The following is a 20,753-nucleotide window of genomic DNA, read 5'->3' as shown; positions in this document are numbered from 1 at the left end:
TGATTTTAATTAATCAACGGTGGAACCATTTTTTGATTTCTATAAACTGTCGTCGTAATCCATAATTGTCCATGTTAAAGTTCCACTATATTTTTTGGAACTAGATAGACCATAATTCTTCAAAAGTAGTCCGGTATCAGTGGTCCACTTGTTTAATTTGGAAATTGAAGTAGTAGTTTCTGTGTCATATGAATTGTTATCTTTGGCGATTATCGCTGAATTGTTGGTCAAAACAGTTGTGCCTTGAGTGTTCTTATTAACAATTACACCGTTAAATTTTGTGTCGCCATTCATCAATTCACTGGCTGATACTTGCAGCATCCAAGGATTTTGATAGCTGGTAACGGAAACATCATAGTCGTTGGCACGCTGAATGTATTCTTTCATAGATAGGTAATTGAAGGATTTGAATTGTAGATTATCGTCAGGTTTCATTTCCAACAAATGGTTAGTTTTAACTTGGATATTATAGGTAGCGGTGTTTGATGTTACGCCATCGTTATCAATCGCACTGATGGTGACTTTTTGCATCTCATCATTAGGGAAAAGGCTCCAGAAATCGAGACCAGCATTTTCAATGATTGTTCTTAACGGAATCACATCACTTAAAGTATCTGAATTGGCTGAAACGGTCGTATTATACGTTAAATCATGACCACCCACGCTGATTTGGTATTGAATCGGATCATTGGTTGCAAACGCGGGACTAGTTTTTCCTGTGTAATTAAGGTTTGCATTCAAGTTGAGTGTGGCGTTATCTTGTTGATAGATTAAAGTCACGGGGTCAGTCATGGGGTTAGTTAGACTCAAAGTCCAATCTTTTTTATAAAGAACCGTGAATTTGGGAGTACTTGTTGATTCAATATTATTTGAACCGGTAAAGGTAGCTGGTTGACTATCAACAGCAACGTCAGATTTAGTTTCGTTGACAGCAACGCCGTTGATAATAATATTAGCTATTTTTGATGTTGCCGAAATATTACCGAGATTTTGTAAGAAAGTATAGTTGATTGTTTGAAGACCGTTGGAATCGGTTGATAGTGCTGAGACTGGAATTTGCTCTGAGTCGCCGTTTCCATATTTGATAGTACCGATATTTCCATCAGTAGTATCGTAATTGATATTTTTAGGCAGAATAATCTTTGAAGCAATATCTTTCCAATCTTCACGACCATCTTCGTAAGTCAATTTGTAATCAAGTTGCACTTTATCGCCACTAGCAACTTTACGATCGGTCGTATCGCCAGTTCCGCCATCAGGATCGTCGAACATAACTTTATTCTTCGTTTTGTCGGTGACAGTCGCGTCGATTGAGGCATTAACTAAATCAGGAATCGATTCAACTGAAACTAATTTACTGGCAACATCTGGATTGATGTTATTATTGGCCCCTGTGAATCCCCAATAAATTTTGCTATCAGAAGTGATATTGCCTAATTGGGACATATCAACTGTGATATTATCATCAATACGATTTACCCAGTTGTTGATTGAGCCATCGGGATCCTTGTCGTTAAATGAATAAGAAATAACAGCCGTTTTTAAATCGGCTGAGGGCATCCATCTAAAGGTAAGGTGGTGCCATCCAATGCGATTATTATTGGAGTCAGTACCATCAGCAAGATGGGGACTTTGTTGACGATGAATGTGAAACATTGAATAACCTTCTGAAAATGGACTATAAAAAGAAGTATTGTCAATGCCCAGTGGATAGTAGGTTGCAGGAGAGCTTGGATAAGTTAAGGCAATATGACCATAGTTTCCTCCAGCGCCTAATGCTGTATCATCAGGAAATCCAGATGGTGCGGGAACGCCAATCCTTTTTGAATCGAAAGTGTTGGTAGAGTAGTAAGAATATGCAGTATCCATAGTGTACATAATTGGTGGATAAAGTGCCGAAGCAGAGTCCTGTTTTTGTGTATCAAATTCAAGTGCGATACTGTTTTGGACGGCTGTTTTAGCGACTGCTTCAGTGGTAGCTAGAGAATTGGAAAAACCTTTACTGGTAGATTTATCGTAACCATAGACGCCAAGACCTTCCTGACCAGCCCCCATTTGAGTTGAACCATCTGGGTTGTTTTGCAAGACCAAAGCTATACCTTGCCCATTGGCCGTTTCTGTCGTACTTTCACCAGAACCAAAGCTCATCCAAGCGGAGAATGTCTGTGGTTTCCCTGCTTCAAAATAAGCCGTGTCTATATTTGACCAAGCGGCACCATATGACCCAGTCTTATTTGTAATGGCTGGATATATTGGGAATGGCCAGCCCGGACCAACAGCAGTGTTATCAGCACTGTTCGTGCTGGTACCATGAGCCAGCACTAAGACTTTATCGTTATTGGAAATAAAGGCTGAATTGGATTTAAATCTGAAGGAACTATCTGAAGAATTATTAGTTGGATTTTTAATAGTAAAATAATTACTCATTAGTAAGCCGGTAGGAGCTTTATTTATAGTAGCTTGATCAGCACTACTCAAATCAGCATCCGTTGCTGCAGAAACTTGTGTAAATTTAAAAAGCATTGCCAAAGAAGTAATCAACAGTGCAAATACTACTGGTAACTTAGATTTGTTTAGGTGTTTCATCGTTTTTCCCCCTCACAAAAGAAATAAATGAAATAGTATACATAATGTACACTAATATTGCTGACTATTTTATTCATAATATGTTATAGAATTATATAAAATATGAGTTCAAATATGAACTAAAAAGTTGACTTTTTAGCATGGCATATATACTAAACAATATTACTAATAGATGAATATCAAAGAATAAATCAACATATATCTATTAATTGATATTGCTATAAGAGGCGCTCTTTGTAATAGTCAAAATTTAGTGGTAACATTATATAACTTAAAATTAAGAGGTTATTATGATGACAAGCAAACCTAAAGTTAATGAAGTAGACGAAAAACAAAAAGAGCAAGCCCATTTAAACGATGTGGTTGCTCAAATTAAGAAGTCTGAAAGTCGTCTCCAGGAACACATGGAAGTTGCTGAAGAAGATTTAAAAGTTATCAATAATGCTTTTGATGACATTCATATTGGTATGGATGGCGATTCTATTTCGATGGATGCGGCATTGTCCATTCACCAACAACAACAAATGCTCGATGAAAGAAATAATAGTTGGCAACAGTCACGTCAACGTTTGGGAATTCTCAAGAAACTTGAAAAGACACCATTCTTTGCACGATTGGATTTCCAAGAAAAGGGTGAACCTAAGAAAGAAACAGTTTATATCGGTTTGAGTTCCTTCACTGATAAAGCTGACCATTTCTTAGTCTATGATTGGCGTGCTCCCATTTCTTCTATCTATTACGATGGAAAATTAGGGGATGTCACATATCAAACACCTGATGGTGAACAAGATGTTGATTTGTTCCTAAAACGTCAATTTCTTGTTGAAGATGGAAAAATCAAAGCATATTTTGATACGCAAGAAACAATCGGTGATCAGATGCTTTTGGAAGTTTTGGACGGTAAATCTTCGACACACATGAAGGGTATCGTTAAGACGATTCAGAGTGAACAAAATAAGATTATCCGTGATACTAAGTCGAAACTCCTATTTGTTCAAGGTGCTGCCGGTTCCGGTAAGACATCAGCTATTTTGCAAAGAATCGCCTTTCTACTATATAGATATCGTGGAACTTTGACATCTAGTCAAGTTGTTATGTTCTCACCAAACTCGTTATTTAATGACTATATCAAGAATGTTTTGCCTGAAATGGGTGAACAAAACATGGTCCAAATGACGTACAAGCAATTCTTAGCCCGTCGTTTGCCAAATCTAAATGTTGAAAGTTTGTCAGAACAATTTGAAACAGTGGTTGATACTGATAGTAAAAATATCGGTAAGTTTGTTTCGGATATTGAATTTTTCAAAATTTTGACAAATTATAGCAAGTTATTAGGTCAAAGCGGGATTGCCTTCAAGGATATTAAGTTCCAAGGTAAGGTCTTTATTCCTAAAGAAAAGATTCAAGAATTTTATTATAGTTATGGACCTCAATATAATTTGGGTAATCGTCTCGATGCGACAGTTGACCGTTTGATCAAGCTATTGCATCGTAAGATTGGTGCTGAAATGCGTTCAAATTGGGTTTCCGAACAGATTGAGAACTTGAGTAAAGAACAATTGCAGGCTTTGTATACAACGGCTGATCAAGAATTCAAAAATGGTGATGAAGAGAAGAAATTCTTGGCTCGTAAAATCGTTACGACTATGATGCAAGGTGTTTATAAGAATATCAAACACTTGCGTTTCTTGAATGTCGCTGCCAATTACTTGAATTTCTTAAAAGCTGTGCCAAAGATTGTTGATTTAAGTGAACATGGCATTACTAATGAACAATGGAATCAATTCGTTGATAAATTTATTCAGGGATTCCAGAATAAACAGATTTCGATGAACAATTTAAGTCCATATCTTTACTTGTATGACTTGGTTACAGGTAAGCACGGTGAACTCGATATGAAGTTTGTCTTTATTGATGAAATTCAAGATTATACACCGTTCCAATTGGCTTATATGAAGTACAAATTCCCTAGAGCTCGCTACACAATGCTGGGTGATTTGAATCAATCAATTTTCACGAAGAAGAATAGTCAAACATTGCTTTCTGAAGCACAAAGTCTCTTCAATGCGGACGAGACAAATGTTGTTCAACTAGTTCATTCATATCGTTCAACTAAGCAGATTACTGACTTTACCAAAGCCATTTTAACTAATGGTCAACGTATTGAGCCATTCAAGCGTGATGGTGATTTGCCAAATCTATTGATGTCACAAAACGTCGATGAGTCTGTTCAACAAGTTTTGGGACAACTCAAAGAGAACGATAAGCGTAAATTTACCACAGCTATCATTGCGAAAACTTTGGAAGATGCGGCTAAGTTGCACGAATTATTGGGAGCTCAAGGTGTTAAATCAACTTTGATTCGCTCAGAAAACCAACGTTTGGCAACTGGAACAATTGTCTTGCCATCATTCTTGGCTAAAGGTTTGGAATTCGATGCAGTCATTATGTGGGATGCTTCGAAAGATAAATTTAGCGAGGATGAACAACAGCTGGTTTACACAATTGCTTCTCGTGCCATGCACAAGTTGACGATTACTTCGATTGGAGAATTGTCACAATTGTTGCAACGAGTACCAGAGAAATATTATCAAGTTGCTGAACCTAAGGCATAATATGACGAATAGTTATCAATTTTAATAATTGATGCTATTCGTTTTTTTGTTATCAAAAAATAATAATTAAATTATCTTTGAATGATAAAAATGCTTGAATAAAGTAAAATATTTCATTACAAATAATAAACATTTATGGTTATTGAAACCGATTACATAAATAATTCCTGTATGATATTTACATATAAGAGGGTTTCTACTATTTGTGAGGGAAAAACAATGAAAGACAGAAGAATAGAATTTATATTGTTAATGATGGCTTTTTTAACCGTCTTGGGGTTAACAACTAAATTTTCTTCGGTTAGGGCGGCAACGACTCCGCCTACAAAAACTGAAGTATATCAAAATGCTCCAGACGGATTATCGTTGGTTGGACTGATTGATCATCCTAATTATGAAAATGGAACCAACGGGGCAACCTTGTTGACCGATTACCCAACTAATATTGTTGAAATGTTAAGTGCCAATAAAGCTAACAACCAAGTTAGCTCTTTTTGGGGTAAAAAATATAGCGATAGTGACGAAACAAAACTATATAATTCTTTCCGGTTAGACAAACCGCAAACTATTTCAGCTTGGATTTATTTTGGTGATACTTATCACTTCTACAGTGACAAACCGGGAAAAAGTAAACCCGAGCTTTATGATGGGACCGTGAATGAGGACCTGACTTCAGATGGTATAGCCTTAGTTTTACAAGATGATTCCAGAGGTGCTAAAGCTATATCCACAGCTATCGGGGGTACTGATAAAGGAAAACCTTCCTATGGAGAAACTCTGGGTGTTTGGGCTGGTAGTTCTGCCGACCACCAGCCATTAACAGCCAATGGTGGAGGCCTCATTAGTCCACCTTCAGCCACTTTGTTTGATAATTTATATACTACAGGTATTCAAAATAGCTTTGCGTTCGAAATGGATGCTGTTCACAATTATAGGGCACCGAAATCTGCTCTTGATGGTCTTATTTTTGAAAAAATAACTGGCACAGATGATTATTTTGATGCAGATAGTAATTATAAAGGGCAACATCTAACTACTGGTTACCCCGGGGATAGTGCAACGTATAAATCAGCTATGGGTACTTACAATGTTAATAAAGGCTTTTATTATTTTTCACAAGCATATCGAAGCGGTACTTCCAATAATATTGAAATTTCTGGATATTCATCGTCTAGTCCTTCTGATATGAATGCGGACAAAGCTTGGCGACATTTAACATTTAAATATACTCCGCCAGCTGATACAAGTTCGACATTGGCATCTTATAAATATAGCTTTAATGATCAAAAGATTGATGGAACAGCCACTGGTTTTAATCTTAAAAGTTCTGGTAGTGGTTCAATCGATTTATCTAAAGTTAGTAAAAATGATAATATTCGCTGGGGATTCACCGCTTCTACTGGTTCAGAATATTCCGCTGCAAAAGATCATGCGATTATCATGCAACAGATGCCTAATACAGCTAACGTTGAAAATACGGCTAAACTTTATGATATGTCACAATATGATAGCAATGGCGAGCTGGGTCGTGAAATTAGTGATTTGAATCAAGAGCAGTACTACAATCCCACACTCAGCCACTCAATAGATGGATATTTAAACAAAGCGATTTACAATGTTGCTAATAATGATAAATTACTATTTCAATACGATTTGAAATATGATTCCGGAACGATGAATACTGGTGACATTAAGAGTGTGCTACATCTACCTAAAAACATTGAGTTCAAGGCGGGACTATCGAGTTCTGTTGGTGACCAAAGTATCGGGAAAGTAGTTTACTCGGGTGAAGGTTCGGACCCTAGTAAGTCATTTGAGATTTCTGCCAGTGACATTACAACTGATGTCAAAAGTGGAGACCAAGTATTAAATATGAATCTGCCTGATATGGACACTGAAGGTCAAAAGGCGACCATCTATCTTTATGGACAAGCAAATGCTACAACGACGCCACAGTTGGTTGACGGTGAACCGATTTCTTACCGTAGTAATAATTTTATTTCTGATGTTACGACACCTGTTTTTATTATTAATGATCAATTGCACATTGATAGTGATAAAACTGAGCAGGATGTAGCTTCAAATGAAGATGTCACACTTAATGGGACAATTAATTATGTAAATAACTCGACTTTTGGTAGTAATGCGGTTCAAATACATACAACTATCAATGGTAAGGACATGGGGTCTGCTACAGCCAATACAACTTCTGGAACAACAATCGGTAGTTATACGATGGCTGCATCCAACGCATTGAGCGATGGTAGTCTATTGAAGATTGGTAAAAATACGATTGAAGTTTACGCAACGGACTCCTTGAATCGAGTTTCTAACAAAATTACCTATACGGTGAATGTCAAAGATTATAAGGATTTGGAATTAGTGGCAACGGGCTCAGACTCTCAAACCGTCAAGGTTACTGATTCGATTGCGTTGACTAGTGATCTGTCATATACAAATGGCGATAATATTGATTCTGGTACTTTAAAGGGTTATTTCAAAGTTGATGATGGCGAGTATACAAGTATTGGTGTGAGTGGTAATGGTATTTCAAATCCAGCAAACCTTCATATCAAAATTCCTGCAGGTACTCTATTAGCTGGCACACATACAATTACTTTCTATGTAAGTGACGGAAAACGTGATTCTAATCCAGTCGAATATAAGGTTATCGTTAATGATAAAGAATTGATTCTAACGCCTGATTCAACCGATTTGAAACAAACCGTACATGACAACAGCAATGTGAGATTAAACGGAAGTTATGCATATGCAGATAATTCCGATTTTACGAATAAAATTACGTCAGTTAAGTATCAAATCACAAACGCTGATGGAACAAAACAAGCTGAGGTATCACAGGATGTGACTGATAAAATTACCGATACAGGTGACTTTACGGTTGAATTGGAGCCGATTGGGGCCAAATTATTTGATGACAATGGTCAACAATCAGTTGATGATTATCTGAAAACGGCAACCGGCTTAAAAGTTGGTCTCAATAGGATTGATGTAACTGCCTATGATGGCGAGACCGCATCGAATTCAGTAACTTATGAAGTAAATGTGCCTGATATTAAACCAAGTATTTCGGCTACAAAAACTGAATTAACAGCGATTTCGAATTTACCGTTTAGATTACCAATGTCTTTTACATATCCAAAGATTGATTCGATGGATTATCTTTTACAAAGTGGTGACTTGGCAGTCTTTGCTCAAACGGATGGCAGTACCGATACACCTGTTATGACTGTGGCTGACCGACCTAAGAAATCTGAGGATAAGGTTAATACACCGTATAAGCTCAACCCTAAGACTGGTTGGACTGAAAAAATGTCAGCTGGCGACTATAAACTAAATGTCTATGTCATGGATCGATACTTGCGTAAGACGAATACTGTTACTTATACGGTTGAGGTTTTACCAACAGGTGCCCAAGTTGAAGTGGATGATTATCGCTTTAAGACAATTGACCCACGTGGCAACATTGTTCCCAGATATGTCCAACGTGACGGCAACTGGGATATAAAAGTTGATAGTTATAGGTCAAAATGGAAGTTACAAGCCCAAGCGGATAACATGAAACGTCAAGATGAAAGTGGAGATTACAGTGAAACCTCTAGCTTGCAAATGGTACAAATGAGTGATGATTCAGGTACTCCAATTGCATTATCAGAGAATCCAACAATTGCTTCTGGTGATAGTACGGATTCGGAAAATCCTATTTCTTATTCGATTTTTGGTGATAACAGTGACCCTAATACCGGAATTTTATTAGGTACACGAGGAGTTCCATTATCTGGTGAATATCAAGGTACCGTAACTTGGTCGATGAGCGATGCATTATAAAACGAGTAATCTAATCTATTCTGATTGCTCGTTTTTTTGTGTTTTGAAACTTGTCATTTAAAAATACTTTTGTAAAAAGTTAAGTCGGATTCAAACTCATCATCTGTAAGCAACTTATCAGGATCTGTATGGAACAAAATATCGGTATGAATTCCAGCTTTGTTGAGCTCTTTTTCTAAATCCAACATCGTTTTTGATTCATGGCTTTTCTCATTTCTTTTTTTCAATTTTCTCCAAGCAATGTAGAGGTGTGGGGCTCCAAATCCTCGACCAAGATTGAAAATATAGTCGCTGTACTCTTGGTTCAAATATTCGACCAGCTTGTTAACCGTAGATTCGTCAACGCTATTGTCCAAATGTTTTTGGTCAAAAATTGAGATGACTTCTTCAAGTCTGTCACCAACCTTTAAGTTATATAGGGCGCTTTGAACGTCGTCCAGATTAAGAAAATTATCTGCTAATACTTTAATCTCACTGCTATCCATAATTGTTCTCCAATCAATAATTATTTCTTAAAGGCATTATACATCATTGCGCGAACATATGTTTGCATAACCGAAACTTTTTATTATTTTTTTGAAAGGGCGATAAGGATGGGACTAATCGAATTTATTGCCACTCTTTCCGGAATGCATTATGTTGAAGGTATAGAAAAAAACTTTGGAGGGCAGTTGGATGGTTAAATATGATTACGATGTACTTTATATTGGAGCGGGTCATGCCACGTTTGATGGTGGGGCACCGTTAGCTAAAACTGGTGTCAAAGTTGGTGTTATTGAGAGTGGTTTGATTGGTGGAACATGTCCTAATCGTGGCTGTAATGCCAAAATCACTTTGGATGAACCAGTCAAAATGGTCCGTGAGGCTGAACGAATGAGTGATATTTTTGAGGGTGATCTCAAGCTTGATTGGACGAAAAATGTGGAACATAAACAAGAAATTATCGAAAATTTACCGCAAGATTTAACAGAACGTTTGGAAAGTAATGGTGCGACGATTATCAGGGGTCATGCGACGTTTAAAAATAATCACACTGTTATTGTCGATAATGTGGGTGAAGTGACTGCGGAAAAAATTGTGATTGCGACTGGATTACGCCCACATCGTTTGAACATTGCTGGAACTGAATTGGCACATGATAGTGAGGAATTCATGAATCTCAAGCAATTGCCAGAGCACATTACGATTGTTGGTTCTGGTTATATTGGCATGGAATTTGCCACAATGGCGAATGCCGCCGGAGCTCAAGTAACTGTCATGTTGCATTCGGATAAAGTTTTACGTGATTTTTACCAGCCATATGTCAAAATGGTGGTCGATGATTTGAAGAAACGTGGTGTTACATTCGTCGAAAATTCACGTGTGCAATCCTTTGAAAAAGTTGGTGCCAACTATCAAGTAAATTATGGCGATAATCAGCAATTAACCACTGACTGGATTTTGGATGCGACAGGTCGGATTCCTAATATTGATAAATTGGGTCTCGATAATGTAGGTGTTAAATATGATAAAACCGGCGTTTTCGTAAATAATTATCTCCAAACGAATATCGAGAATATTTATGCAGCTGGGGATGTAGTGTCCAACAATTTACCAAAGGTAACGCCAGCAGCCTACTTTGAATCGAAATATTTGATGAAATTATTCTCTGGTCAAACGACTGAACCAATTGATATGCCAGTGATTCCGGCGGTCGTCTTTACATCGCCAAGAATTGCCAAAGCAGGTGTTTCTGTGGAGGAAGCTAAAACAAAGGACTATCAAATTTCTGAGAATGATTTAGCAAACTATTGGTATTACAAGGTTGATAAAGAGCCAATTGCCCAAAGTAAACAGATTCATGACAAGGATGGTCATTTATTGGGTGTGACTGAAATCAGTGATCAAGCTCAAGATGCAGTGAATGCTTTGTTACCAGCAATTGAGTTCAAGTTAGATCCAGAACAAATTGGACGCTTAACTAGTTTGTTCCCAACAATCGGCTATGCTGCATGGCATCGGGCATAGAATAATTTATAGAAATCAAAAAAGAGTTAGCAATCAAAATTATGATTACTAACTCTTTTTATGAAATCTATTATTTTCTCAAATAACCATGTTCTTGGTCCACAGCGATTTGAGCGACTAAATTCAAATAATTAAATGGTTCATCAAAGTTAGGTGAGAATAGCATATCAAGAAATGCTAATTCATCGATTGTGTTGCCGTTTTGAATCACAACAGAAATAGTATTAGCTGATTGTGAAACTTCATGGTCAGACATCATTTGAGCACCTAATACTTTACGGCTGATTTTGTCATAAACTAGTTCAATCGTGATTTCAGCGGTTGTTGGCATGAAATCAGGACGGTAATTACCGTGATAGAAGGCAACCCCGGTATCAAATCGGGCTTCTTGAGCTTTCGCATAAGTTAATCCGGTACAAGCGATTGTCTTTCCAAATAAAAGCATGCCAGTTGTAGCTTGGGTACCAATTGATCTGAGACGTTTGTCCAAAACATTGATTCCGGCTAAAGTACCTTGGCGAACAGCGTGTGATGCTAAAGGTATATAAGCTGAACTCAAGGTTGGATTGTAACGGACTTCAGTGGCATCTCCAGCCGCAAAAATATCAGGGTTAGTTGTACACATATAAGGGTCTGTCACAATGGCACCATTTTTAGAAATTTCAACTTGTCCTGCCAAAAGGTCTGACTGAGGGATAACGCCGGGTGCGATGGCAACCATATCAACGGCGCATTCAGATTGAGAAGTTTTAACATTAATTTGTTCGTTCTTTAAGTCGTCAAATTGCGTTACAGTAGTATTAGTTAAGACTTTAACGCCATGTTCAATAAGTAATGTTTCAACTTTCTTTGCCATGACTGGGTCCATGTATTGACCAAGCAGATGTTCTCCACGTTCAATTATGGTAACTGCGTGGCCAGATTTAATATAGCCTTCGGCTAGTTCAACTCCAGCATATCCACCGCCGACAATAGCGATTTTATGGTGAGTTTTAGCGGCGTTGTATAGTTCGTGAGCTTGGTCGCAAGTTTTGCAAAGCATTACTTTAGGATTTTCGATACCACTGATTGCAGGTATGGCAGTGATTGATCCAGTTGCCATAATCAGTTTGTCATAATCGTCATGTATTAATTCTTTGGTTTTTAAGTCTTGAACTAAGATAGTGTGTTTATCAGCATCGATACTGATAACATCATGAAGCAGGCGCATTTTAACACCTTGTTTAGTAAATTCGTCGGGATCTGCATAGAAAACATCGTCTAAGTTTTTAACAGTTCCACCTAAATGTAGATATGTTCCACAAGATAGGTATGAAATTTCGGCATGACGCTCGTAAACGGTTATGTCCGTATTGGGATAATATTTGAGGATTTGTTTAATGGCCGCGATTCCTGCATGGGTGCAGCCGACAATAATTACTTTTTTTTTCGTGATGTTGCTATCCTTTCTGGTTGTCGTATACTACGAGTATACAATGAATAGTACAAATGTAAACTCATCAAAGGGGTGATGAATGAATGAAACCGATTTATCGTTATTTTGTTCAACCACAGCTGAATGGCCGGACCAAAAGTATCTTCGGGTATGAATTGTTGATCAAGCAATTGACACCTGAAGGTTGGCGTTTACCTGAATCATTTACTGCGATTAGTTCTCAAACAACGTCCGATTTATTAGTAGCAACTACGAAGATTTTGGGCGAAAAAGTTCAATATTGTTCCGTGAATATTAGTCGTGAGCAATTGATGGATACAACCGTGGCTAAAGCAATTATTAAGAGCCAAACGCAACTTTATCCAGCTAAGTTGGTCGTTGAATTAACCGAGGAAAAAGGACCAAAGAGTTATCCTGATACAAGTTTGATTCCTTATTTGAGAAAGTTCGTTGAATCAGGGATGCAAATATCTTTGGATGATGTTGGGACTGGTGTCAATGACTTTAGGAGTATTCAAGAATTCCTACCTTTGGCATCAGAAATTAAGTTTGCCTTGCAGAATTTCAAGACTGGTTTTGAGGATCCAAAAATCCAACAGAAGTTGCATTTTTGGCACGCTATCAGTGAGGAATATGGATTGCGCATGATTCTTGAGGGTATTGAGAATGATCATGATGCACAATTGAGCAAGGATTTTAATATTCAATTGCGTCAGGGTTATTATTATGGGAGACCTAAGTTGTTGAGGTTGCCTGGAGATCCTGTCGATTTGGGGTATTAGATCATTGCCGCCGAATCTTGCCAGTGATTTTCACCTGCTGTGAGGACCGACTTGAGCCAAGGTCTCAAGTCTCGCTTTGAAGCCTTGCCAGAATTCGGCAAGTCTCCAAAGTCGTCCTGTGGAGTAAGGGCTAAAGCCCCAACTCCACTTTCACTGCTGGTGAAATCACTGGCAAGATTCGGCTCTTTTTTTTTGGAGAGGGCAGTGGAATTACTGATATTAAGTATATTTTGAGATGCTAAAAAGGCATTACAAGTAATCTTAGTTGATTGCTTGTAATGCCTTTGTTTATATATGCAGTGGCTCTGAAACGAGTTCCACAAGCCAATTTCTTCCGCTTTTCATATTTAAGCGAATCACACGCAAAATCGGCGTGCAATTCACTTAAATACGAAAATGCTCGGGAGCTGACCGCCCTGTCTCCGCTCTCTAACTTAATAAAGTCAAAGTAACTCTATTCAACTTCTTAGAAAGCTCAAACAATTTCTCATAAGTCGGATCATTTTGATACAACTCGATCTTGTCTTTCACTTGCTTCTGCTCGAATTGTGAGAAGTAGAACTTCAAATCGTGATTTCCGTATAAGGTTGCTAATAGGGCGAATGCTTCTGGTGAAACTTTTTCCGCTGTTAGGATTTCTTTACGCAAATCGGATACCAATTCTCGTTTTATACTGCGATTTGGTAGATAATTGTTCGTCTTGAATACTAATCCGGTCACTGCTTTGGTCACGTCGACTTTATCAACTAGGGAATCACCGATTTCGTTGTAAATAATCCGGGTGATTTTTTCGTTGGTTGCCATGGCTCTTAAAACGTGGTTGACGCTGCGGCCTTGGTTCTTGTTGATAATCTGGAAAAATTCGTTTAAATACGTTTTGTCGTCGGGCAAAACCTTATTAATGATGACACTGTTGTCTGTCAAATCGATAATATCATTTAGTGCTAAGTCGAAAAATGAGCTTTCAGCTAAATAAGCACGACGTCTGGTATTCTTAAAAATACGAATGCTACCTTTTTCGTTACACGATAAAATAAAATATTTTTGAGGAATATTTAAATCCATAAAGTGCTCCTTAATTTGACACTAGTTCTGATTTTCTTGCTAGCGTGGCTTTAATTTCTGGTATTAACTCGTCTTCTAAGAGATTATAACCTTGCTTGGTAAAGTGCAAACCGTCTGTCTGTAATAATTCCTTTAGATTGGTGCAATTAGTCATATCATGTAATAAATCGATATACGATACGTCTAGTTGTTTGCTGAGATGTTCCGTCACTAACTCGAACTGCAGCTGGCGGGTCCATGGTCTGGTTGGGTCTTTGATCCAATCGATGTACGGCGGCGAAAGCAAAATTACACGATTACTACCAAGAGTCGTTATTATATTTGTTAGGTTTGCGGCAAATTTACCGGGTTTGATTTCATCATCTGTGGAAATATCGTTGGCGCCAAATCCGAGAATAACTACTGCGGGATCTAGTCGTGCCACACGATCAACACGTGTCATAGCATTATTGGTTTTGTAGTCCGAGATCGACATATTAATGACTTCATAGCCAGGAAAGTCTTTCCGAATGCGTTTAGCTAGCGTGTCGCTGGCTTTTCCATCCCGAAATCCCATCATGGTCGAGTCCCCAAATAATACTATTCTCTTCATATATTATGTTTCCTTTTTTGAAAATGTTCTATACTATTACTATACTAGAATACCAGAAAACTAATAAAAGTTAATTATTATATTAAGCAGGGTCTAATAATATGCAAAGTTTAACTAACTACGATGAATTTACTCGCAAACAATGGGAAAGCTTCCATGGCGAATATACTAAGCAAGCAATTACTGACGGAGAGTTAAGGAAAATCAAATCTTTGGATGATGAAATTTCCATCGATGACGTGCGCTCAATTTATGCCCCAATACGTCATTTACTTCATATATATTTGAAGAATTATCGCAAATTGACGAAGTTGAAAAATGAATTGGTTAATCGCTCAACACGTAAGATTCCATTCATCATCGGTGTTTCCGGCTCCGTGGCAGTGGGTAAGAGTACGACTGCGCGCTTGTTGAAGATAATGCTGGAACGTGCCTATCCGCAATATAAAGTTTCTCAGATGACGACTGACGGCTTTTTGTATCCCAGTAAGATTTTAAAAGAACGTAATTTGATGGATAAAAAAGGTTTTCCCGAAACATACGATATGGAAAAACTTTTGAAATTTCTTGGTGAAGTCAAAACTAAAGGTGGAAAAATTAAGTATCCACTATATTCACACAATATTTATGACATCATTCCTGACCGATATGAAGAAACCGATAATCCTGATATTTTGATCGTCGAAGGTATAAATGTACTACAATTGCCTCATAACGAACAGATTTATGTCAGTGACTTTTTTGATTTCTCGATTTATATTGATGCAGAAGTCGAAGATATTGAGGAATGGTTCTTGAAACGCTTCGAAAAGCTGCTAGATTTGGCTAGAAACGATCCTAACAGTTACTACTACCAATTCACCCAGATTCCAGAAAAGAGCGCTATGGATATGGCAAAGCAGGTTTGGGAGACGATAAATTATCCTAATTTGCGGGATTATATCAAGCCAACGATGAATCGAGCCAACTTAATTTTACATAAGTCAGAAGATCACCAAATCGATAAAATTTATCTTCGTAAATATTAAGCGTTTACAGTATATGACATGGAACTGAATTTCGTATACAATAGAATAAATAAAAAAAATGGGGGAAATTGATTTGAGCAAGCAATGGCCTGATGCTGATAGCATCATCGTTCTAGACTACGGTAGTCAATACAATCAGTTGATTACTCGTCGAATCAGAGATATTGGTATTTACTCTGAATTATTACCAAATACTATTACTGCTGCAGAAGTTAAAGAAATCAATCCTAAGGGTATTATCCTTTCTGGTGGACCAATGAGTGTCTACGATAAGGATGCCTTTACACTCGACCAAGACATTTACAAGCTAGGAATTCCTATCCTTGGTATTTGTTACGGTATGCAATTGATGTCTTATAACCTTGGCGGAAAAGTTGAATCAGCTGATAACCGTGAATACGGACGTGCTGACATTACCGTTAAAGATACAGATTCTGTATTATTTAAAGGCTTACCAGAAAAGCAATATGTTTGGATGAGTCATGGTGACCTTGTAAGAGAAGCACCTGAAGGATTCAAAGTTGTTGCTACAAGTAAGAATGCGCCTATTTCTTCAATCGCTAATGACGAAAAGAAGATGTACGGTGTTCAATTCCATGCCGAAGTTAGAAACACTGAATTCGGTTTGGATATCTTGAAGCATTTTGCTTTTGATGTGTGTGAAGCAGAAGCTAACTGGTCAATGACTGATTTCATCGATCAACAAATTGCTAAGATTCGTGAAACTGTCGGAGACAAGAAGGTTCTTCTTGGACTATCTGGTGGTGTCGACTCTTCAGTTGTTGGTGTTTTGTTACACAAAGCCATTGGTACTCAATTGACAAGTATCTTCGTTGATCATGGTTTGCTACGTAAGAACGAAGCAGATCAAGTTATGGATAGTTTGAAAGGTAAGTTTGGTTTGAACATTATCAAAGTTGATGCTCAAAAACGTTTCCTAGACAAACTTGCTGGTGTAACTGATCCAGAAAAGAAACGTAAGATTATTGGTAACGAATTTATCCAAGTGTTTAACGATGAAGCTACAAAGTTGGATGGAATCGACTTTCTAGCCCAAGGAACACTTTATACAGACGTTATCGAAAGTGGTACAAGTACTGCTCAAACAATCAAATCTCACCACAATGTTGGTGGACTTCCAGAAGATATGCAATTCAAGTTGATCGAACCATTGAGAACATTGTTCAAAGATGAAGTTCGTGAACTTGGTGAAAAACTAGGTATGCCACATGACCTAGTTTGGCGTCAACCATTCCCAGGTCCCGGCCTTGGAATCCGTGTTATCGGTGAAGTTACCGAAGATAAGTTACAAATCGTTCGCGATAGTGACTGGGTTCTCCGTGACGAAATCGCTAAAAACGGCTTAGACGAAAAAATCTGGCAATACTTTACAGTATTACCCGGAATTCGTTCAGTTGGTGTTATGGGTGATGGTAGAACTTACGATTATACAATCGGAATTCGTGCCGTTACTTCAATCGATGGTATGACAGCTGACTTTGCACAAATCCCTTGGGATGTATTGCAAAAGATCTCGGTTAGAATCGTAAACGAAGTTGATCACGTCAACCGTGTAGTTTATGATATTACGAGCAAGCCACCAGCTACTATTGAGTGGGAATAAGTAGCCAATATAACTTGAAGACGAATCCCGGTAATTCAGGCTTCTTGACGCGGTACTAATGGCAAAAATCATGTAAAATAACATGGTTCCCAGCCAAAACCCAGCCAAAATTATTATAAAAAAATAAAGCTCTGACAGTTGATGTCAGGGCTTTTTTGATGCACTTAATTATCTATTTTTTGACTAATCTTTATAACTTCCAACACTCGTTTACTTAATTGCTCTGCCTGTTCAGGTTTTGCTTTATTTAAAAAATTGTTTAACTGCCTTAAATTTGGACCAACTTTTTCTGATGATTTTATATTTTCCCCGTTCATCAGTGAATCCATAGTTACGCCTAAAGCTTTAGCAATCTTATTAAGTGTATTAGCACTTAATCGTTTTGTAGTACCTCTTTCGATCTTAGATAAGTAGTTAATCGTAAGATCACTAAATTCGGCAAGCTGCTCTTGGGTCATATTTTGGTTGTGGCGCTCACGAGCAATGTTACCACCTACATTATCTTTCATTTCGTGACCTCTTTACTTTTTAAATACTAAGGTAAAGGTTAATGAAGAAAAGATAACGTTATAAGTTCTTATTCGAATGTTATCAAATGAATACTTACGAAACATGTTCTAATTGGAATGCTATAAATATGGTTCTATTTCTACGAATCTTGACGTATAATTTAATCGATTACTGAATATAAGGAAAAATATTGTTATAAGGAGATGTACTTGGCTTTTTAGGGAATTATCAATCATAAGGGGGAAGTTAATGAAACAATATTTTGAAGGTAGTAATAAGAAGAAAACGTGGGTAATAATCGGTGTTATTGTTGCTATTATCCTAGTTTTCGCTGGAACGAGAGCACACAAAATGGAGGTAGCATAGCTACCCCTAAGAATGTGTCTTTTGTACAGCAGGCAAAAGGATCTGGAACACATGTATGGGTTCAAACTTGGTCTTAAAGTGGAGAGATTACTAAGGATGATATCGTTAGCACTATTTTTGTAATGAAGAATGGTAAAACTCAAGCGTTCCAAATCTTTGACGGTAACGTTACTTTAGGTAAGCTAAGCTCTATGAGTGATTCTGATACTATTAAATTGGCTAAAAGCCAAGATAAGAAATACTCCACTACTGGTGCTATTCAAGAAATTAAAAATTATCAAAAAGGTAAACCTAGCGTAGGTCAAGAGGCTGATTTTAATAAGGGAGCTCAGGCAGTCGCCGATGGTGATATTTCAATATATTATTTGTCTGGTCCAAAAAAGGACAGTGGAGAAACTATTGACCGTCGTCAGGATAAAATTATTAATATTTATCCTACATATGATGAAGCTGAGGATAAAGAGAATCCTCAAGATGGTACGTCAGCTCAGGGAGCTAACTTAAATAGATTAGCTATGCAACCAACAAAAAATGATGGGGAGGAAGGCACTGATAGTGGGTTTGGGAAAGCTATTATTAAGCATATAGAGAACTCCACATATCGCGAACCTAAGTCCCAAGACATTTCGGTTAAGAACTACACAGATAATTCTGGTAATAAGATAGTAAATCAGAAGATCAAATACACGGCAATTGATTTATTTAATTCCAATAAGGCTACCGATAATACATATAAAATAGCAAAGGAAAATAAAGCTGATACTTTTAAGTTACTTAGTTACGCTAGTACCGGTGATTACGGCGGGAAATTAAGTGAAATTGACAGTGAAGCTGTGTATGGAATCGGCAACGATAATGATGATGCCGATTTTGCAAAATATAAGTCGGAAATAAAACAAATGGATTCTGAAGGTTATGCAATTTATCAGAAATTATTTGGTAACAGTTATTCAGAAATAACAAAGGGTGTTTATGGAAATTATGAGTGGGATAAAGATTTAGCCATTGGTGATCCCACAAGTCAAAAAATTTATAAATCCCGTTATATCGGATATACGATCACATCTGATGGCGGTAGTCATATTCTAACAAAAGCCCAAAATGATAAGCAAAAAGCAGTATTAGCTAAATAAATTAAACGCTGCACCGCAGCAAAATTTAAAGGAGAAAATATGTCATGAAATTTACAGGAAAATCAGCAGCTATTGTAGCTGCATTAGCAATGGCAACAACAGGAGTCTTCGCATTAAATCAAACAGAAAGTACAGCAGATGCTGCCACAGTCGCAACCGTACATCAAGGTGTAACAGCAAGACTATATACTCAAAATGGCTCACTAGTTAAGAATCGTGCTCTAGCACCTAACACATCATGGCAAGTTGGTAAGATCTCAAATATCAACGGCGTAACAATGTATCAAGTTTCAACTAACGAATACTTGAAGGCTTCTGACTCATCAATCATGGGCGCTGACGCTAACTCATCAAAACAAATTGGTAAGGCAGCCTTTGCACCACTATCACTTTATCGTGATGACACAAACAAGATGGCAAACCGCTCACTTGCTAAAAATTCATCATGGCAAATCGGTAAGTTCATCCGTAACAAGAACAACCAAGAATTTGTACAAGTATCAACTCACGAATATGCTGATGCAGCCTTGATGGCTTACAACCACCCAATGACAAATCCAACATACATCGCTGACTTTGGTACTAACACAGACTTCACAGTGATTAAAGTTGGTAATGGCGACCTCGGTACAGGAACTCCTGTAACACCATCACAACCTTCAACTGGCACTGATACAGGATCATCATCAAATGGTCAAAACCAACCAGTTGCAAGTACCCAAGCTATTCAACAAGCAATTCTCAAATCAATTAATGACGCAAGAGCTACAAAAGGTACAGCACCAGTAGCACTTGATTCAACATTGACTAACATTGCCATGAAACGTGCACAAGAAAGCGTTACAAACTTCTCACACATCCGTGCTGATGGCAATCACTGGTATGCAGAATTGAAACAAGTTGCACCATCATATGCAGCTCGTGGAGAGAACTTATTCCTAAGTCCTTGGAACCAATTACCAAAAAACGAACAAACAGCAACTGGATATGCAAATCTAGTAATGGATAACTTTAAAGGTGAAGGCGAAGGCAGTACAACAAACTGGACTCACTACACTGGTGTTCTAGATCCAAAAGCTAACAAGGTTGGTATTGGTGTATACGTAGAATCAGATAGCACAGTATATATTGCAGAAGACTTTGCTGGCTAATCATCACCAA

General features: G+C 37.6%; 14 protein-coding genes. 8 read left to right on the top strand and 6 right to left on the bottom strand.

All coding sequences use genetic code 11. The features are described 5' to 3' along the window. Positions 1-39 precede the first annotated feature (39 nt). Positions 40-2,586: a hypothetical protein gene (locus tag JP39_RS11135; protein WP_041500123.1), complete on the bottom strand. Its 2,547-nt coding sequence runs from the start codon at positions 2,584-2,586 to the stop codon at positions 40-42. A 293-nt stretch (positions 2,587-2,879) separates the two neighbouring features. Here JP39_RS11135 and helD point away from each other — a divergent pair, with 293 nt between their 5' ends. Together helD and JP39_RS11125 are read left to right on the top strand one after the other, a co-directional pair. Further along, positions 2,880-5,201, top strand: coding sequence for an RNA polymerase recycling motor HelD (helD, locus tag JP39_RS11130; protein ID WP_041500125.1), 2,322 nt, complete (start codon positions 2,880-2,882; stop codon positions 5,199-5,201). Between the two features lie 219 nt (positions 5,202-5,420). Beyond that, on the top strand, positions 5,421-9,050 hold the full coding sequence (locus JP39_RS11125) for a hypothetical protein (RefSeq protein WP_041500126.1): 3,630 nt from the start codon (positions 5,421-5,423) through the stop codon (positions 9,048-9,050). Positions 9,051-9,103: 53 nt separating this feature from the next. Here the strand turns inward: JP39_RS11125 and JP39_RS11120 are convergent, their stop codons facing one another. Continuing rightward, entirely contained in the window at positions 9,104-9,535 is a 432-nt protein-coding gene (locus JP39_RS11120; protein WP_041500128.1) for a hypothetical protein, read from the bottom strand. Between the two features lie 190 nt (positions 9,536-9,725). Here JP39_RS11120 and JP39_RS11115 point away from each other — a divergent pair, with 190 nt between their 5' ends. Beyond that, entirely contained in the window at positions 9,726-11,057 is a 1,332-nt protein-coding gene (locus tag JP39_RS11115; RefSeq protein WP_041500130.1) for a dihydrolipoyl dehydrogenase family protein, read from the top strand. Positions 11,058-11,127: 70 nt separating this feature from the next. On the opposite strand, the gene JP39_RS11110 is transcribed toward JP39_RS11115, so the two are convergent. Beyond that, the gene (locus JP39_RS11110; protein WP_041500131.1) at positions 11,128-12,492 is read right to left on the bottom strand and encodes an FAD-dependent oxidoreductase; all 1,365 of its coding nucleotides are present in this window, start codon (positions 12,490-12,492) and stop codon (positions 11,128-11,130) included. Positions 12,493-12,575: 83 nt separating this feature from the next. Between JP39_RS11110 and JP39_RS11105 the strand changes: the two genes are divergently transcribed. After that, positions 12,576-13,274 (top strand): EAL domain-containing protein, encoded by a 699-nt coding sequence (locus JP39_RS11105; RefSeq protein ID WP_041500133.1) that lies wholly within the window; start codon positions 12,576-12,578, stop codon positions 13,272-13,274. Positions 13,275-13,703: 429 nt separating this feature from the next. On the opposite strand, the gene JP39_RS11095 is transcribed toward JP39_RS11105, so the two are convergent. Both JP39_RS11095 and JP39_RS11090 read right to left on the bottom strand, forming a co-directional pair. Then, positions 13,704-14,339, bottom strand: a complete 636-nt coding sequence (locus tag JP39_RS11095) for a GPP34 family phosphoprotein (protein ID WP_041500136.1) — start codon at positions 14,337-14,339, stop codon at positions 13,704-13,706. Between the two features lie 10 nt (positions 14,340-14,349). Next, complete coding sequence (locus JP39_RS11090) at positions 14,350-14,931, bottom strand: SGNH/GDSL hydrolase family protein (protein ID WP_082330698.1); 582 nt, start codon at positions 14,929-14,931, stop codon at positions 14,350-14,352. Positions 14,932-15,032: 101 nt separating this feature from the next. Here JP39_RS11090 and coaA point away from each other — a divergent pair, with 101 nt between their 5' ends. Beyond that, a complete protein-coding gene (coaA, locus tag JP39_RS11085) occupies positions 15,033-15,959 on the top strand; it encodes a type I pantothenate kinase (RefSeq protein WP_041500139.1) in 927 nt (308 codons plus the stop codon). A gap of 58 nt (positions 15,960-16,017) precedes the next feature. Then, on the top strand, positions 16,018-17,583 hold the full coding sequence (guaA, locus tag JP39_RS11080; RefSeq protein WP_041500140.1) for a glutamine-hydrolyzing GMP synthase: 1,566 nt from the start codon (positions 16,018-16,020) through the stop codon (positions 17,581-17,583). Positions 17,584-17,747: 164 nt separating this feature from the next. Here the strand turns inward: guaA and JP39_RS11075 are convergent, their stop codons facing one another. Further along, complete coding sequence (locus JP39_RS11075; RefSeq protein WP_041500142.1) at positions 17,748-18,092, bottom strand: helix-turn-helix domain-containing protein; 345 nt, start codon at positions 18,090-18,092, stop codon at positions 17,748-17,750. A gap of 489 nt (positions 18,093-18,581) precedes the next feature. On the opposite strand from JP39_RS11075, the gene JP39_RS11070 reads away from it, so the two are divergent. Both JP39_RS11070 and JP39_RS11065 read left to right on the top strand, forming a co-directional pair. Then, the gene (locus JP39_RS11070) at positions 18,582-19,592 is read left to right on the top strand and encodes a hypothetical protein (RefSeq protein ID WP_041500144.1); all 1,011 of its coding nucleotides are present in this window, start codon (positions 18,582-18,584) and stop codon (positions 19,590-19,592) included. A gap of 44 nt (positions 19,593-19,636) precedes the next feature. Then, positions 19,637-20,743, top strand: coding sequence for a CAP domain-containing protein (locus JP39_RS11065; protein ID WP_041500145.1), 1,107 nt, complete (start codon positions 19,637-19,639; stop codon positions 20,741-20,743). The last annotated feature ends 10 nt before the right edge of the window (positions 20,744-20,753 follow it).

This window comes from Companilactobacillus heilongjiangensis (assembly GCF_000831645.3).
Classification (GTDB): domain Bacteria; phylum Bacillota; class Bacilli; order Lactobacillales; family Lactobacillaceae; genus Companilactobacillus; species Companilactobacillus heilongjiangensis.
The sequence above is the reverse complement of the archived record's forward strand: the minus strand, read 5'-3'. Positions and strand labels throughout refer to the sequence as shown.

Bases quoted from the DNA above. Each gene is read 5' to 3' on its own strand.
- JP39_RS11135 (WP_041500123.1), bottom strand. From the start codon at position 2,586: ATGAAACACCTAAACAAATCTAAGTTACCAGTAGTATTTGCACTGTTG.
- helD (WP_041500125.1), top strand. From the start codon at position 2,880: ATGACAAGCAAACCTAAAGTTAATGAAGTAGACGAAAAACAAAAAGAG.
- JP39_RS11125 (WP_041500126.1), top strand. From the start codon at position 5,421: ATGAAAGACAGAAGAATAGAATTTATATTGTTAATGATGGCTTTTTTA.
- JP39_RS11120 (WP_041500128.1), bottom strand. From the start codon at position 9,535: ATGGATAGCAGTGAGATTAAAGTATTAGCAGATAATTTTCTTAATCTG.
- JP39_RS11115 (WP_041500130.1), top strand. From the start codon at position 9,726: ATGGTTAAATATGATTACGATGTACTTTATATTGGAGCGGGTCATGCC.
- JP39_RS11105 (WP_041500133.1), top strand. From the start codon at position 12,576: ATGAAACCGATTTATCGTTATTTTGTTCAACCACAGCTGAATGGCCGG.
- JP39_RS11095 (WP_041500136.1), bottom strand. From the start codon at position 14,339: ATGGATTTAAATATTCCTCAAAAATATTTTATTTTATCGTGTAACGAA.
- JP39_RS11090 (WP_082330698.1), bottom strand. From the start codon at position 14,931: ATGAAGAGAATAGTATTATTTGGGGACTCGACCATGATGGGATTTCGG.
- coaA (WP_041500139.1), top strand. From the start codon at position 15,033: ATGCAAAGTTTAACTAACTACGATGAATTTACTCGCAAACAATGGGAA.
- guaA (WP_041500140.1), top strand. From the start codon at position 16,018: ATGGGGGAAATTGATTTGAGCAAGCAATGGCCTGATGCTGATAGCATC.
- JP39_RS11075 (WP_041500142.1), bottom strand. From the start codon at position 18,092: ATGAAAGATAATGTAGGTGGTAACATTGCTCGTGAGCGCCACAACCAA.
- JP39_RS11070 (WP_041500144.1), top strand. From the start codon at position 18,582: ATGAAGAATGGTAAAACTCAAGCGTTCCAAATCTTTGACGGTAACGTT.
- JP39_RS11065 (WP_041500145.1), top strand. From the start codon at position 19,637: ATGAAATTTACAGGAAAATCAGCAGCTATTGTAGCTGCATTAGCAATG.